This is a genomic window from Anaeromassilibacillus sp. SJQ-1 (genome assembly GCF_046693725.1).
GTDB lineage: Bacteria > Bacillota > Clostridia > Oscillospirales > Acutalibacteraceae > Anaeromassilibacillus.
Genome location: NZ_JBKEIV010000045.1, coordinates 61,214 through 75,945, shown reverse-complemented (window position 1 = coordinate 75,945; position 14,732 = coordinate 61,214). Strand labels below are relative to the sequence as shown.

Annotated in this window: 14 protein-coding genes; 9 read left to right on the top strand and 5 right to left on the bottom strand. The window is 49.3% G+C overall.

Annotated elements, in window-relative coordinates; translation table 11 throughout:
* The first annotated feature begins 372 nt into the window (after nucleotides 1–372).
* Nucleotides 373–585 (top strand): amidase domain-containing protein, encoded by a 213-nt coding sequence (locus tag ACGCCZ_RS13240; protein ID WP_411656286.1) that lies wholly within the window; start codon nucleotides 373–375, stop codon nucleotides 583–585.
* A 234-nt stretch (nucleotides 586–819) separates the two neighbouring features.
* Entirely contained in the window at nucleotides 820–1,053 is a 234-nt protein-coding gene (locus ACGCCZ_RS13235) for a hypothetical protein (RefSeq protein WP_411656274.1), read from the top strand.
* A gap of 230 nt (nucleotides 1,054–1,283) precedes the next feature.
* Here ACGCCZ_RS13235 and ACGCCZ_RS13230 read toward each other — a convergent pair whose 3' ends face one another.
* The 3 genes from ACGCCZ_RS13230 to ACGCCZ_RS13220 form a co-directional block, all read right to left on the bottom strand.
* Nucleotides 1,284–2,246 (bottom strand): hypothetical protein, encoded by a 963-nt coding sequence (locus ACGCCZ_RS13230; protein WP_411656272.1) that lies wholly within the window; start codon nucleotides 2,244–2,246, stop codon nucleotides 1,284–1,286.
* Between the two features lie 188 nt (nucleotides 2,247–2,434).
* Nucleotides 2,435–2,623 carry a YlcI/YnfO family protein gene (locus ACGCCZ_RS13225; RefSeq protein ID WP_054323503.1) on the bottom strand — a complete coding sequence of 63 codons (189 nt, stop codon included), beginning with the start codon at nucleotides 2,621–2,623 and terminating at the stop codon, nucleotides 2,435–2,437.
* Between the two features lie 89 nt (nucleotides 2,624–2,712).
* A complete protein-coding gene (locus ACGCCZ_RS13220) occupies nucleotides 2,713–2,916 on the bottom strand; it encodes a YlcI/YnfO family protein (protein ID WP_054323502.1) in 204 nt (67 codons plus the stop codon).
* Nucleotides 2,917–3,073: 157 nt separating this feature from the next.
* On the opposite strand from ACGCCZ_RS13220, the gene ACGCCZ_RS13215 reads away from it, so the two are divergent.
* The 3 genes from ACGCCZ_RS13215 (at nucleotide 3,074) to eutH (ending at nucleotide 6,478) form a co-directional block, all read left to right on the top strand.
* Nucleotides 3,074–3,412 carry a helix-turn-helix domain-containing protein gene (locus ACGCCZ_RS13215; protein WP_411656270.1) on the top strand — a complete coding sequence of 113 codons (339 nt, stop codon included), beginning with the start codon at nucleotides 3,074–3,076 and terminating at the stop codon, nucleotides 3,410–3,412.
* Nucleotides 3,413–3,597: 185 nt separating this feature from the next.
* On the top strand, nucleotides 3,598–5,388 hold the full coding sequence (locus tag ACGCCZ_RS13210; protein ID WP_411656269.1) for a M24 family metallopeptidase: 1,791 nt from the start codon (nucleotides 3,598–3,600) through the stop codon (nucleotides 5,386–5,388).
* 4 nt (nucleotides 5,389–5,392) lie between these two features.
* The gene (gene eutH / locus ACGCCZ_RS13205) at nucleotides 5,393–6,478 is read left to right on the top strand and encodes an ethanolamine utilization protein EutH (protein ID WP_411656267.1); all 1,086 of its coding nucleotides are present in this window, start codon (nucleotides 5,393–5,395) and stop codon (nucleotides 6,476–6,478) included.
* A gap of 77 nt (nucleotides 6,479–6,555) precedes the next feature.
* Here the strand turns inward: eutH and ACGCCZ_RS13200 are convergent, their stop codons facing one another.
* Nucleotides 6,556–6,780, bottom strand: coding sequence for a heavy-metal-associated domain-containing protein (locus ACGCCZ_RS13200; RefSeq protein WP_054323498.1), 225 nt, complete (start codon nucleotides 6,778–6,780; stop codon nucleotides 6,556–6,558).
* Between the two features lie 417 nt (nucleotides 6,781–7,197).
* Between ACGCCZ_RS13200 and ACGCCZ_RS13195 the strand changes: the two genes are divergently transcribed.
* The 4 genes from ACGCCZ_RS13195 to ACGCCZ_RS13180 all read left to right on the top strand — a co-directional run bounded on the left by ACGCCZ_RS13195 (nucleotide 7,198) and on the right by ACGCCZ_RS13180 (nucleotide 11,979).
* Nucleotides 7,198–8,325 carry an LCP family protein gene (locus ACGCCZ_RS13195; protein WP_082402111.1) on the top strand — a complete coding sequence of 376 codons (1,128 nt, stop codon included), beginning with the start codon at nucleotides 7,198–7,200 and terminating at the stop codon, nucleotides 8,323–8,325.
* A 268-nt stretch (nucleotides 8,326–8,593) separates the two neighbouring features.
* The gene (gene metG / locus ACGCCZ_RS13190; RefSeq protein WP_411656264.1) at nucleotides 8,594–10,525 is read left to right on the top strand and encodes a methionine--tRNA ligase; all 1,932 of its coding nucleotides are present in this window, start codon (nucleotides 8,594–8,596) and stop codon (nucleotides 10,523–10,525) included.
* A 9-nt stretch (nucleotides 10,526–10,534) separates the two neighbouring features.
* Nucleotides 10,535–11,323 (top strand): TatD family hydrolase, encoded by a 789-nt coding sequence (locus ACGCCZ_RS13185; protein ID WP_085531572.1) that lies wholly within the window; start codon nucleotides 10,535–10,537, stop codon nucleotides 11,321–11,323.
* The gene (locus tag ACGCCZ_RS13180; protein WP_054323496.1) at nucleotides 11,320–11,979 is read left to right on the top strand and encodes a TatD family nuclease-associated radical SAM protein; all 660 of its coding nucleotides are present in this window, start codon (nucleotides 11,320–11,322) and stop codon (nucleotides 11,977–11,979) included. The genes ACGCCZ_RS13185 and ACGCCZ_RS13180 overlap by 4 nt, the downstream gene beginning before the upstream one ends.
* Nucleotides 11,980–12,078: 99 nt before the next feature.
* Here the strand turns inward: ACGCCZ_RS13180 and ACGCCZ_RS13175 are convergent, their stop codons facing one another.
* Nucleotides 12,079–14,493: a SpoIIE family protein phosphatase gene (locus tag ACGCCZ_RS13175; RefSeq protein ID WP_411656263.1), complete on the bottom strand. Its 2,415-nt coding sequence runs from the start codon at nucleotides 14,491–14,493 to the stop codon at nucleotides 12,079–12,081.
* Nucleotides 14,494–14,732: the final 239 nt, after the last annotated feature.

The window sequence follows — 14,732 nt, the reverse complement described above, 5'->3', positions numbered from 1 at the left end:
ACCAAAGAATCGGAACGCCTCCCGGGAAGCTATAAATAAGGATTTCAGTACATTATTAATAAAATTTACTTATTTTCATATTGACGAATTTATAAACTGTAATTTTAAATCTTAACTTAAATAGTTTATATAAAAACTTTTATTATAAATAATGTATCAATTTTATTTTAATTATTGACATTTATGAATATTTTTATTATTCTTTTAATAAGTAATTCTAAATAGACTTTTATTGTCCGATATATCTTGTAAGAGCCAAAAGCGTTTTTAATCAATCAATATAATTTAAATTAAAGTTGATGTTTTCCAATGTACAAGTCTAGAATAGCGTAGTTCGTGAAAATCTAATACGTATAATGTTATCTATAAAAAATATCTAATGCCATTTTCCTAGCTACTTATAGAGTTCGAAAAGGCGACTTTATTGCCTATGATGCGGATAATGACAGTGGTTGGGGTCATTGCACTTTTGTAACGACTATTGGCAGTAAAACTAGCAGCGGATATACAGACTTTAAAGTTGCCCAACACTCATCCGATTACAACGAAGGGTCAGTAGTTCAGATAACGGGTGGGAATATTTAGGATATATCCCTTATGCAATTATAGGATAGTCTAATCCCTATGAAAAAACATCGGAAGTCTTCTATTTTTATTACATGTGTCTTTATAATGGCCGTCGCCGTGCTCGCCTGGTTTTTTCATCAAAACCGGATAGAGAATCTCTATGGAAATGTGATAGGTCCGGTTTCTGAAGAGCAAGTTCCCGATTTTCTCATGGGAAAACCTGCCTACGCAATGGGAATCAATTCCAAAGGTATGCCGGTCTTTGAAGACCCGGACGATGCCTTTGCGGAAGCCGCCATGGATTTTCAGACGGGTATCGCCGCCATTCAGGGACAATTCGATTTGGAACCCTTCACCCCTTCAAATTGGGAACCATACAAAAACTATGGCTCGCAGATTCCCACAGAGGATGAAACTTTGCGGGAGGAATGTATGCGAGTGTCCATTTTTTTGGACTTCTATGAAAACAGTTTTCCAAATCCCTAAGGCTGCCCCGTTTCTCACAACCACCGCCTAGCATCTATAAGCTCAAAAGAGGACGTCCCAAAACTACGAATTGTTGGATTCATAGGAAAAGGGCATCCTCTTTCTGTCTGGAAAATATTTGAGTTTCTAAAAAAAGAGGGTATCCTTCCGTCTTTTCATGACTTTTGGGATACCCTCTTTTTATACACAATTACACAACGCTTTCTAAAGCAGCCTCTATAAAGTAGAGATTATACGCTTTCTCCATATGGAAACTCTGAAAACGCATTTCCTTCTTTAACGCCCATGACTGTCCCATCGTAATACGCATAAACTGCATCCCCCATTTGTGTGGTATGCGACAGCGTCAAATCGCCTTCCAAAACCGTTCCGGTTGCGGTGTCCATGTGGGTACAATGATAGACCGGTTCTACCTTTTCCGGGGAGGCATAGATATATCGGTAGTCGTGCAGCTCCTTCGTGATGATTTCTGAAGATGTTTCAATCTCCGCAAGATCTTTCAAGTCCCGGCTGAAAACAGATACCTCTAAGGCGTTGCTGTCCTGTTTTGCGAAGCAAATCTCCTGTAAAGCCTGTTGTCCCTCTTCATCCGTCAACAACGCATAAAGGGAAAATCCATCCATTGTCCATGCATGCGAGCCTTCCGGCCTGACGCCTTTTTCCTCGAGAAGTTCTACTGGAAACTCCAAATCAATTTTCCATTCTTCTCCTTTTGCCAGCTCCTTTTCAACCGGAGTTTCCAACCACTTTGTCGCATTACAAGGGGTCGTCCCATCCGGTGAGAGATGCTCAGATATACTCTGCCGAAGCACGCGATTTTTCTCAAAACCCACTTCTATATTGTTTAAATAATCCTCTTTCGGCAAAGTGACATACTCTACAAATTTGACATCTGGGTTCCCAGAAAGTAAGGAAATCCGTTTGACTCCATCCGCCAAAGGCTGCACCGAAAACGAATACGCCACCTCTCCGGAAGCTTCTCCTGTTTTGCCTAAAAGAACTGGCTCCGATGTTGGCGTAATTTTTATTCGGTCGCTGGGCACTTCACATGACGGTTGCTGAATCTCTTTATCGCTGATTTCTTCTTCCCTACCATGTTTTTCTTGTGGTATACTGGATGCGAGAGAAAGTGAAACCGCACCTCCCAAAAGAAGCAAAACGGAAAAAACGATGCCAAACGTTTTTCTTTTCATGAAGTTCCCTACCTTTCTTTTAGAAAATAACGCTATAATTTTATATAAACAGCGCTAAATTTTGTTAATCTTCTTTAATATTAATTATAAATTAGAATTTAAGCAATGTCAACTCTAGGTAAGCAACTTTCACAAAATTATAGTTAAACTATAAAAATCCCACGGACTTTTTAATCGTCCGTGGGATTTTATTCTCCAGATTGCGAGGAATCTTCTTTCAAATTTAGCAAAGCAATTCGAACCGCTTCAATGACAAATGCAGAAAACGTACATTCTTTTCCTCGAATAGCATCCTCAATTTCCTCAATCATATCGTTTGGAAAACGTATCGACTTTAACGTTGTTTGAGGAACATGTGGAATCTTAAACTTCTCCACCCTATTTCACCACGCAATACAAATGTAACACAACAATTATGAAGAAAATTTTGAAAAAAGTATGTACTACATTTGTATTACAGAGTTTGTCATTTATGATTTGTGAAGTTTTCTTCTTCTTTCAAATCTAATAAAGCTACACGCACTGCCTCCACTACAAAAGCAGAAAAATTGCTATCTTTTCCGCGAATCGCTTCCTCAACTTCTTCAATCATTTCATTTGGAAATCGTATGGATTTTGTTGTCGTTGGTGGGGTTGCTGGAATATGAGGAATTTTGAATTTATTTCTCATACAATTACCTCACAATACAATTGTAATACAAATATTATGTATCGTTAGTAATGGAAAGTATGCATTACAAAAAGTATTACAATCGTATTGCAACAAAAATTATACTGTGTTATAATAAGCATGACATGAATCCTTTATCCTTTGGAGGCGCTTCACGATGTCCCTCATCTATCTTTCGCAAAACCTCCGTTTCCTGCGCAAGACCCTTCATTTCTCCCAACGGCAGGTTGCACTCTGGTTAAACGTGGAGCGCTCTTCCTATACCTACTATGAGCTCGGCCGTACCATGCCGCCCCTTCCCGTATTGTTAAAACTCGCGTGGTTCTTCGAAGTCTCCCTGGACGGCCTCGTCCTAACGGACCTTACAAAAACACCGCCCGAATACCTTCCCGCCTGTATACAACCCCCGGAACCCACCGCCGAATCGGAACAAGAGGAGAAAGATACACCAAAACCACGCCGGGGCCGGAAACGTAAAAAGCACACAGCTTCCTGATCCATTTGTTTATTCCTCCTTAGCCGCCTTCAGGCGGCTTTCTTTTGCCCTCTTTTTCCCACATGGAAACGTCTCTTTCCATTCGATTTCCCCCCTTGCATAATGCACGGTGAGGGGATAGAATGAGGAAGGGAAAATGGATAGAACCAATTACACTGTATTTTATATGAAAAGAGGGATTCCCCATGAAAACAGTTCCAGAACGCATTGCGGCCCTTCGCGCCGCGATGAAGGAGGCCGGAGTCGATGGCTTTTTGATTCCATCCTCAGACCCCCATATGAGTGAATACCTGCCCGACTGCTACCAGGCGCGAAGCTGGTTTTCCGGTTTCAACGGCTCCGTAGGTACATTGGCCGTCACCGCTACCGACGCTGCCCTCTGGGTGGACGGCCGCTATTTTATCCAGGCGGAACGTCAACTTGCCGGCAGCGGTATTGAACTGATGCGCATTGCACAAAAGGGTACCCCAGAGATTCCCACCTGGTTGACCGATATGTTACCGGAAAACGGCGTAATGGGCGTGGATGGGATGGTGACCGCCACTTCCACAGTGGAAAAGCTGCAAAAGGCATTTGCAAAGAAGCAAATATCCATTCGAAACATTGATTTTGTTGCGCAACTGTGGGAAGGCCGCCCGGCGATGCCTGCCACGCCTGCCTGGTTATTGGACGTCAAGTATGCTGGGAAAACTGTGCATGAAAAATTGGCGCTTCTGCGGGAACAGCTTGCAAAAAAAGAAGCAAATGCTATTCTGCTTTCCCGCTTGGACAGCGTTGCCTGGCTGCTGAACTTGCGTGCGGATGACATCGCTTGTACGCCGGTTGCGATGGCTTATTGCCTAGTTCTCCCTGAGCGCGCTACATTGTTTATCGACCGGAGCCGCTTGCCACAGGAGGCGCAGGAGGCTCTGCACAAGGAAGGCGTTGAGACCGCTGAATATGGAGATGTGGAAAAAGCCATCGCTTCCATCGGCCAGAAGGTAACCGCACTTTATGAGCCCGACGGCTTAAACTACACTCTGTACAGCGCTTGGAAGGCCAATCCATGCGTTACCTTGCTCGCTGGGGAAGAGCCGGTTCAATTGTTAAAAGGCGTCAAGAATGATGTGGAGATCGAAAACATCAAAAATGCACATGTAAAAGACGGCGTTGCGATGGTTCGCTTCCAGATGGCGTTGGAAGATAAGATGGCAAATGGCGATCCACTGACCGAATGTGATGTGGCGGACATGCTCTCCGCCTTGCGCCGGGAACAGCCGCTCTCCCTTGGAGACAGCTTCGACACCATCCCGGCCTATGGCGCAAACGCTGCCATGATGCACTACCATGCGGTTCCGGAAACCTGCGCCAAATTGGAGCCTCACGGATTCCTTCTGGTGGATTCTGGCGGACAATATCTGGATGGCACCACCGACATCACGCGCACCTATGCGCTGGGTAAGCCGACCGAAGAGGAAAAGACCTATTATACCTGGGTACTCAAATGCCATATTGACATCGCCAAGGTCATTTTTCTGGAGGGGTGCACGGGCGGCAACCTGGACATTATTGCGCGCAGCCCTCTTTGGCAACATGGAATCGACTATCGCTGTGGCACCGGCCACGGGGTGGGCTTTGTCGGCGGCGTCCATGAAGGGCCCCAGAACCTGCGCACGACCAACCAAGTCGTCTTTCAGCCAGGAATGACCATCACGGATGAACCTGGCGTGTACGAAGAAGGCAAAATTGGTATTCGCATTGAAAATGAGTTGGTCTGCAAGGTATGGGATACCACCGAATACGGCCGGTTCCTCTGCTTTGAACCGATTACATATTGCCCCATTGACACCCGTGCGGTGAAAGTAGATTTATTGGACGACGCCGAACTCACCTGGTTGAACAATTTCCATCAGGTTGTCTATCAATCCCTGGAAAGCCATCTGAACGACCATGAACGGGAATGGCTAAAGGCTGCCTGCGCGCCACTCTCCCGGTAATCGTATGAATATCCTGATCGCTATTCTCCTATGCTTTGCGTTCCTGGGGGCGCTGGACAAGATAATCGGTGGCAAACTGGGAATTGCCGGAGAATTCGACCGCGGCCTTGCGGCAATGGGGCCGCTCTGCCTTTCCATGTCCGGAGTGTACTGTGTGGCCGTCGCTGCATTGAGTTCCCATCCCGAGCGAATTGCTGCTTGGGGGGAGGTCCTCCCCTTCGATCCGTCCGTCTTAGCCGGGGCACTGCTGGCGCCGGATCTCGGGGGATACCCCATCGCCAGCCAGCTCGCGTCTTCTTCCGATTTGGCTGCCTATTCCGGCCTGTTGTTGTCTTCCCTTCTCGGTTGCCTAATCAGTTTTGTACTTCCCACCTCGTTGGGAAGCTTGCAAAGTTTTGAGCTGGAAGGGTTTATGCAGGGGATTCTGTGGGGGATTGTCGCTATGCCTGCAGCGCTGGCAGCCGGAGGCTTCTTCCTCGGATTACCCCCTGCTTCGTTGTTCGCCAACCTGTGGCCAGTTCTTTTTCTGTGCTTACTGTTGTGTTTGGCTCTCCGGTTCGCTCCGCGCGTTTGTATCCGGATTTTATCAGGGTTGGGGTTGTTTGTACGGGCAGCGGGGATTCTCCTATTCTGTGTCGTAACCGCCGGCGTATTTCTTCCTGAATGGTCCATTGTACCAGAAAAGCTCTTTTTTGAGGCAATGACCATTGTTTTTAAATGTACCGCCGTAGTATGTGGTTCCACCGTCGCTTGTGGTTTGTTGCTGGCGCACTGCGGCCGGGCAGTTGATGCCCTTGCTGGCCGTTTCGGTATGAACCGCTATGCAGTCGCTGGTTTTTTGGTCAGTTTTGCAACCAGCCTTTCGATGCTCCCACTATACAGCCGGATGGACCCGCGCGGGAAAGTTGCGAATGCGGCCTTCGCCGCTACGGGGGCTTTTGTTTTTGGAGGACAGCTGGCCTTTGTATCCAGCGTCTCTGTGGGAAAAGTTGTAGCTGCTTATGTGATCTGTAAGCTTGTAGGAGGGGTTCTGGCAATCCTGTTGGCGATGCGTTTCACGAAAGAATGTACGCCAGATGGCGCTGCTTAGCCCCTCTCATAGGATTAGAAAAGTCCCGCCGGGAGTAACCCCGGCGGGACTTTTCTAATCCTATTGTGTGTCATGTCTCAATCGCCTATCTGATAACCGGCATCGCTCACCACGTTGGAGATTCCGGATAAATCGATCTTGGACTCGTCATAAGCAACATGAGCAGACTTTGTTGCAAAACGCACAGTCGCCTTTTCTACCCCATCGGTCCCCAAAAGCGCCTTCTCCAAATTGGCTGCACAATGCTCACACTGCATTCCCAAAATGGACAGTGTGACTTCCTTTGTTCCTTTTCCAGACATTACAATCCTTCCTTTCAATCCCCAATCTCACAGGAACGCCATCAATAAGGCGGAACCTGCAATCAATAACGCACACCCCAGGGCCAAAACCCGGATCAACAGCTTGCGCATATCGGCACGACGTCCCTTTTTCCCATTGTCCGCATGGCGTTTTCCTCCTGCTCTATTAAAAATAAATGTCTTGGCTCTCTATTATACCCATTGACTCATCTGAATTTGTTACGATATTCTGAATTCTAAGCGAAAATTCGCGCAAAAAAGGCAGATTTCCGTCGCAGGAAAGAACTTCCTCTCGTCCATAAATGATTGACATGCCCCCCTGTATGCAATAGAATAAAGCGAGGATGTCAGAAAGGGCTCTTTTCCCTTGTATTGTAAATAGGGACAAGCAGATTCAATTGGATGAGGAGTGACAAAATGGATAAACGAAGAACCAATACACGGTCCGGTTCACGCGATATTTATTCCAGCAGCAAAGGGCCCCGAACGTATAAAGGAGAAATCGACCGGTACAATTATGTCGACCGCGACATTTACAGCAGCAGCAATAAACGTGCGGCGGTACAAAGCGCACGTAGCCGTAAGGCCGGCCGCCGGCGGAAAAAGAAGCGCGGTGGACATCGGATTCTGGCGACAATCTTTTGCGTTATGCTCGTACTGGTGTTGGGAGTCGCTGCATACGCCGGTGTAATGATGAATCGTTTAAACCGGCCGGGGGTCGATACCTCCCAATATGTTGAGCAGCCCGCAGCTGCTCCTGCTTGGGATGTGATCTCCAAGGATGGGGTAACCAATATCCTGCTGATCGGCGCGGACAACGGGGACGATGGAAATAGCCACCGGTCTGACACGACCATGTTGGTTTCCATCGACAATGAGACAAAGAAACTTCGATTGGTTTCGTTTTTGCGGGACCTTTACCTCGAAATCCCCACAGTGGGAAAAACCAAGTTAAATGCTGCCTATGCGCACGGAGGGCCTGCATTGACCATGCAGACCATCGAAAACAATTTCCGCGTCAACATCGATAAATATGTTTCGGTCAACTTTGACAATTTTGAAGCCATTATCGACAAAATGGGTGGAATCGACATCGATATGTCCGCAGAAGTGGCGGAAGAAGAAAACCGAAACATGGGCAGCAATCTGCATGAAGGCGTCAATCATTTAGATGGTCGTTTGGCGCTATATTATGCGCGGATTCGGGCAACCGACAGCGACTTCGGCCGTACCGGCCGCCAGAGACAGGTGGTCGAAGCGATGATTTCCCGTATGAAGGAACTCAATCCTGTAGAGTTCAGCAAATTGATGTACGATTATCTCCCCTTTGTAGAAACCAATCTCAGCGACGGTGATTTGTTGGCTTTGGCGGCGATGGCCCCTGCTATCATGAACTATGAGATGGAAACCATGGCTGTCCCGAATATAGACACCTATGAGGATCAGACAATCCAGGGCAGCGGGATGGTGCTGGTTCCCGATCTGCCGGAAAATTGCCGGCTTTTGCGTGAATTTTTGTATGGCCAAGAGAGTCTGGATCTTTAGAACAATAAAAATTCTTTTAAAGCGTGATGCGCATTGTGGGGACCTCTTTTTCCTCACAATGCGTTTTTATTATTGATATTTGTTGTTAAAAAACGCACACATTCTTTCTGTTTTTCTTTATGCGACTGAAAACCCGATTGAAAATGGTATAATAGGATTGTTATATGTGTAAATCGTTTACCAATTGGAAAACGATTTTGCGCAATTTTTCAACAGTTACCGGGCATAGCACGGGAAATGTGTAGACTGAACAGTAGGAGCGAATGACATGGAAAGAAAAACGTTTTATATCACCACGCCAATCTACTATCCCTCCGGCAAGGCGCATATCGGCCACAGCTATTGCACCGTGGCGAGCGATGCGATTGCACGCTATAAACGTCTACAAGGATATGACGTGATGTTTCTGACGGGCACGGATGAGCACGGCCAGAAGATCGAACTCAAAGCGGCGGAAGCGGGGGTAACCCCGAAGGAATATGTCGACAAAATTGTTGCAGGGTTCCAGAGCCTTTGGAAGCTTTTGAACATCAGCAACGACCGCTTTATCCGTACGACAGATACGTATCATATGCGCGCTGTACAAAAAATATTCCGCGCTTTGTATGAGAAAGGCGCCATCTATAAAGGCAAATATGAAGGATGGTATTGTACGCCCTGCGAGTCCTTCTGGACGGAAACGCAGCTCAAGGACGGCAAATGCCCGGACTGCGGGCGCGAGGTCAAATGGGCGGAAGAGGAGGCCTATTTCTTCCGTCTTTCCGAGTATGGCGACCGTCTGCTCAAACTGTATGAAGAACGTCCAGAGTTTATCCAGCCGGAGAGCCGTAAAAATGAGATGATTAATTTCATTAAGCAGGGTCTGGATGACCTCTGTGTGACGCGCACCAGCTTCTCTTGGGGAATCCCAGTGGATTTCGACCCCGATCATGTGGTCTATGTATGGCTGGATGCGTTGACCAACTATATCACAGCACTTGGCTATGGTTCTGGAAACGATCTGATGTACCGCAAATTTTGGCCGGCTGACGTCCATTTTGTGGGGAAGGAAATCGTGCGTTTCCACACCATTATTTGGCCTGCCATGTTGATGGCGCTGGACCTCCCTCTTCCAAAACAGGTTTACGGACACGGCTGGTTGCTTTTTGGCGATGGCACCAAAATGAGCAAGTCCAAGGGAAATGTCGTAGACCCGCTCATTCTTTGTGACCGGTACGGTGTGGATGCGATTCGTTACTTCCTTCTGCGGGAAATTCCCTTTGGCGCGGACGGAGTTTTTACAAATGAGGCGCTCATCAACCGCATCAATTCCGATCTGGCCAATGATCTTGGAAATCTTCTGTCCCGCACCACTGCAATGGTGGAAAAATATTTCGGCGGTGCGATCCCGCCGGAGCGCTGCGCTTCTGCGCCGGACGGCGAACTGATTACCATGGCCTCCATGTTGCGCGGCAAATGCGACGCCGCGATCGATGGGTATCAATTCTCCAACGCTTTGGCGGAGATCTGGAAGCTGGTCGCCCGCGCCAACAAGTATATCGACGAAACCATGCCGTGGGCGTTGGGCAAGGATGCCACAAAGCGTGCGCGTCTTGCAAGCGTTCTGTATAACCTCTGTGAAACGTTGCGCATCATCTCCATTTTGATCGCGCCCTTTATGCCGGAGACTGCCCCGAAGATTCAACAGCAGATCGGCGCTATTCCAGAGGTCCTCACTTATGAGTCTTCTTCCAAGTGGGGCCTGTTGTCTCCGACCGCGGTCGTCACCAAGGGGGAGACTCTGTTCCCGCGCATCGATGTGGACAAGGAGATCGAAGAGTTGAACAAGCTTCTTCCGAATCCCTGCGAACCGGAAAAGAAGCATATCGAAGGTCTCGCGCAGATCGGGATCGATGTATTCGATAAGGTGGAATTGCGTGTAGCAAAGGTAAAAGCCTGTAAGCCGATCAAGCGCGCAAAGAAACTCTTAAAACTTACACTGGACGACGGCGAAGGGGAGCGTGTGGTTGCTTCTGGGATTGCTGCATGGTATAAGCCGGAAGACCTGATCGGCCGCAGTGTTATTTTGGTGGCAAACCTCAAGCCGGCCACTCTTTGTGGAGTAGAAAGCCAAGGCATGATTCTTGCCGCAGACGATGGGGAGGACAGTGTACGGGTAATCTTTGTGGATGGTATTCCAGCCGGTTCCCGGATTCACTGATTTAGAACGATGGACCGTTTGATTTTTGATTCGCACGCGCATTATGATGATGAGGCATTTGATCCAGACCGCGGGGAGATTCTTCGGAATCTCCCCGCGCAGGGTATCTGCCGGATTGTCAACGTAGGCGCAGATTTACAGGGATGCCGTGATGCTGTCGCGTTAGCCGCACAGTATCCCCATATTTATGCAGCTGCGGGTATTCATCCCGAATGCATCAACGATACCTCTCCGGAGGCACTTAACGAAGTGGAAGCGCTGTTGGATGCCCCAAAAGTAGTTGCCGTAGGAGAGATCGGTTTGGATTACCACTTTGCAGATAACGCACCACGGGAGATTCAGCGCGAATGGTTCGCCCGGCAGCTCGACCTTGCAAACCGGAGAGGCCTCCCAGTGATTGTACACGACCGTGATGCGCATGGGGACACCATGGAGCTCCTGCAAAAGTACCGCCCGAAAGGGGTCGTGCACTGCTTTTCTGGCAGTGTAGAAATGGCGCGGGAGGTTGTCCGGCTCGGCATGTATATCGGCCTTGGAGGGGCGGTTACCTTTAAAAACGCACGTGTACCTGTGGAGGTGGCAGCGGATGTTCCGTTGGAGCATCTTTTGCTGGAGACCGACGCCCCTTACATGGCGCCCGTTCCTTTTCGCGGAAAGCGTTGTGATTCTTCTATGATTGCAAAAACTGCAGAACGCATTGCGGAAATCCGTGGAATCCCCGTGGAAGTACTTCTAAAGGCAACCCAGCGCAACGCCGCAAAGCTATTTGGAATCCCGTTGGAGGAGGCATCCACATGAGCGATCTGGACCGTAATGTCGCATATGTGCTTGGACACACCCTATATTTGAATATCACAAATCGTTGCCCATGCGCCTGTGATTTCTGCATCCGAACGCACAGCAAAAGCGTCGGTTCCGGGGATAATCTTTGGCTGGACCGGGAGCCTACGCAGACGGAAATCATGGTTGCGTTATCCCACTATGACTTGAGCCAATATCGAGAGTTGGTCTTTTGCGGGTATGGCGAACCCACTTGCCGCCTGGACGATCTGTTATGGGTTTGCAAAAAGGTTCGTGCCCTGCGGGATATACCCATCCGGGTCAACACCAATGGATTGTCCGATCTCATCAACGGCCGGAATACGGCAAGTTCTTTCCAGGGGCTGGTGGATACGATCTCTGTCAGCCTAAACGCGTCCACGCCGGAGGGGTATGTGGCGCTTTGCCATCCTAAATATGGCCTGGAGGCACTTCCTGCGATCTTAAAATTCACAAAGGAAGTGGTCCAGTACGTTCCGGAGGTCGATATGACGGTAGTGGATAACGGAACACCAAAAGAAGAGCTCTCCGCCTGTGAGGCGCTCTGTAGACAGACCGGCGCTCATTTCCGGGTGCGGCGATATATCACAACTTATGAAGAAGAGGCCAAAAAACCAGACCCACAAATCTCATAGAAGATACCATCGGTCGGGTTCATAGGTTGACCCTTTCTCATTGGAAACATGAAAATGCTGTAGGAGTATGACTCTCCTACAGCATTTTTTGTTGGGCCTTTATCCGGCCTTCTCCTCTTCCTTCTCCTCCTTTGGGAGTGGCTGAGGCATGGTCATGCGCAGTACCAAAACGGTTACATCATCGTCATGCCCATCGGATCGCCTCGCCACCGCTTCTGCCACCAGTTCCTCCGCCAAATCCTGTGGCGAAAGGCCCTGCCACTGTTCCACCGCTTCACAGAGCCAATCATCCCCAGCAGCGAGCGCGCCATCGCTCATCAGAACCACCAGGTCCCCGTCCCCAAGTACGGCATCCATCTTAGCAAAGCGGGCATCGTTTAGAATTCCTATGGGAAGCGAGGGCGCGTCGATCCGTTTGGCTTGTCCCCCCTGTCGTAAAATCGTAATCGGCGCCCCTGCTTTGCGCAATTCTACACAACCGCTGAACAGATCCAACACTGCCACATCAATGGTCGCGAGGGATTCGTCCCCGCTCTTCACCACCAATGCGGAGTTGACAATTTTTAAGGCGGTATCGAACCCGATTCCGGCCTTTACGAGCTGCGAGAAGATGCCGCTCGCCATCGCGCCATCCACTGCAGCCCGTCCGCCCGAACCCATGCCGTCGCTAATCAACGCCACCTGACGTCCGCTTCCGTCATTAAAACATGCATAACTATCTCCGCACAACTGGCCTCCCCCGCATACATGTTGATAGCATCCGGTCTGTACGCGGAATACAGGCCGCTCGCTCATCTGCATTCTGCATTTCCCCTGGGCGGTACTGATACATGGAGTCTCAAACAACCGGCCACATGCGCGGGAAATTTCCTTTACCACTGCACCGCGATTCATGCGCATCCGCTCCACCTGCATGGCCTCGATCTCAATAGACATCCGGTTGAACTGATCTACCCGGCAACTTACCTCGATGGGCGTAACGCCAGCGGAGCGCAGAACCTCGGATACTCCTTGCGCTGCAGCAAAATCAAACCGTTCAAAAAGTTCCATTTCGCTAGCCATATCCTCCAACATCCGGCTGGTCGTTGTAAATTGATTTGCAACCATGTTCCGTACTTGTGCCACGCGGCCCTCTGCCGCTTGGCGCACTGTAAATTGTTCGTAGTTCCGGTTGACACATTCCACCATATCATTCAGGCGGCTACAGTGCGTCGCAAAATGTGGGCTAAAATCAGACCGGTCGATTCGTCCCCGTGTCCGTAGGCGCGAGGTCAAATCATTAAACGCATTCATACTGTCGCCATAGTTGCGTTCCCAACAATAGACCTTCAGACCACAACCCATACATATTTCGTCGATTGCTTTTTTGTATACGCCATTGATGTCCGGTGCGCAGGCCGCGCCCAGCTTCCGGCTGACTTCTTCCACGGATTCGGATACGCCCCCCAGGGCCTTTGCTGCATAATCTAACTTCATAATCACAGAACGGCGTAAACCATCCGAGCGGGAATGATCGTCCCCACTGGAAAATAAACCAACCAATTTGCCGCCGATTTCTTTGGGAAGTGCAATATAAAGAATGGACGCCGCCATCACTTCATACAGGCCGCTGACCACTGCGGCTTGGTTTCCCACCTGTAAGGATGCTACGCCGTTTGCCACTACAAACGCTGCGGCTGAGGCCAAACGTCCGACTGGAGAAAAGACTCCTGCCATCAGACCGCCGAGAGCGTAAGCGCCTGATACATAATTCAGCCCTGTCGTCGCCAGGCTGAACAGGGTTCCTACTGCTATTCCAGAGATTCCACCACCAGCCACACCTCCATAACGTGCTGCAAAGAGGATTCCCAATACCGCTACAATGTGGCCGATGGATATGCTTCCGACGGTCAGATCGGCAAAAGCCAGCAGGAGAATTCCCAAGGACAGGAGCACGCAGGCGATCTCCTGTCCGCTTAATCTGGAAACGCCGCGCCGGGAACCAAGCGCAGCGCCCGCATGTGCTAAAAAATAGGCGGCTCCTCCCGCCAATAAAGATTCCGCCACATACATTGCAGTGCCAGAGGCGGTGGACCCATTGACAAATGCCAACGCCAGCCCTGTACACAGCATGGGCAAAAAGGCCGTCATAGGAGCGAATACGGGATGCTGCCGCACACGAACTAAATCATTCATCGTCCAACGAATGGCCGCAGCAGCAAGAATCGCAGCGATATAATGGACAGGCACCGATACTTGCGACGGCAAAAGGTAACCGATTGCGCATCCCAAAACCGTACTCCACATAGAGTGATAAGGCATGGCCGCCACGGCGGCCACTCCAAAGGGCGCATATTTTCCAAATACAACACCGCGCGCACAGAGCAGCCCAACCAAAAAGAACACCGCCTGCCGCGCAACAGCTCGGAAACCTGGTAACAGAGCCGCCAACCAGTTTTCCAGATCTGCACGCCGACTGGATACCGGCGGCGCTTGTCCCTCCGGGACCTGTACTGCCACTTTTTCCTTTGCCATTCCCATCGCTCTCCTTCTATGATTTTGTGCATGTCCACCCTTTGGGGAGGGCATCCATCAAGGCCATCGAAAAGGGTTTACGGGAACATTATACAATAAGTATATGGAAACTTTTGTCATAACGTAGTGTAATATTTTGGAAGCTCTCGTCGCAGTATCTTCCTTCCAAGGTAGTTTTTAAACGGACGATCTGTTATTTTGCGCGGCGTCTTGTTTTGCTTTCTCTGTTTTTCGACGCA

Bases quoted from the DNA above. Each gene is read 5' to 3' on its own strand.
- ACGCCZ_RS13235 (WP_411656274.1), top strand. From the start codon at position 820: ATGCCGGTCTTTGAAGACCCGGACGATGCCTTTGCGGAAGCCGCCATG.
- ACGCCZ_RS13230 (WP_411656272.1), bottom strand. From the start codon at position 2,246: ATGAAAAGAAAAACGTTTGGCATCGTTTTTTCCGTTTTGCTTCTTTTG.
- ACGCCZ_RS13220 (WP_054323502.1), bottom strand. From the start codon at position 2,916: ATGAGAAATAAATTCAAAATTCCTCATATTCCAGCAACCCCACCAACG.
- ACGCCZ_RS13215 (WP_411656270.1), top strand. From the start codon at position 3,074: ATGTCCCTCATCTATCTTTCGCAAAACCTCCGTTTCCTGCGCAAGACC.
- ACGCCZ_RS13210 (WP_411656269.1), top strand. From the start codon at position 3,598: ATGAAAACAGTTCCAGAACGCATTGCGGCCCTTCGCGCCGCGATGAAG.
- eutH (WP_411656267.1), top strand. From the start codon at position 5,393: ATGAATATCCTGATCGCTATTCTCCTATGCTTTGCGTTCCTGGGGGCG.
- ACGCCZ_RS13200 (WP_054323498.1), bottom strand. From the start codon at position 6,780: ATGTCTGGAAAAGGAACAAAGGAAGTCACACTGTCCATTTTGGGAATG.
- ACGCCZ_RS13195 (WP_082402111.1), top strand. From the start codon at position 7,198: ATGGATAAACGAAGAACCAATACACGGTCCGGTTCACGCGATATTTAT.
- metG (WP_411656264.1), top strand. From the start codon at position 8,594: ATGGAAAGAAAAACGTTTTATATCACCACGCCAATCTACTATCCCTCC.
- ACGCCZ_RS13185 (WP_085531572.1), top strand. From the start codon at position 10,535: ATGGACCGTTTGATTTTTGATTCGCACGCGCATTATGATGATGAGGCA.
- ACGCCZ_RS13180 (WP_054323496.1), top strand. From the start codon at position 11,320: ATGAGCGATCTGGACCGTAATGTCGCATATGTGCTTGGACACACCCTA.
- ACGCCZ_RS13175 (WP_411656263.1), bottom strand. From the start codon at position 14,493: ATGGCAAAGGAAAAAGTGGCAGTACAGGTCCCGGAGGGACAAGCGCCG.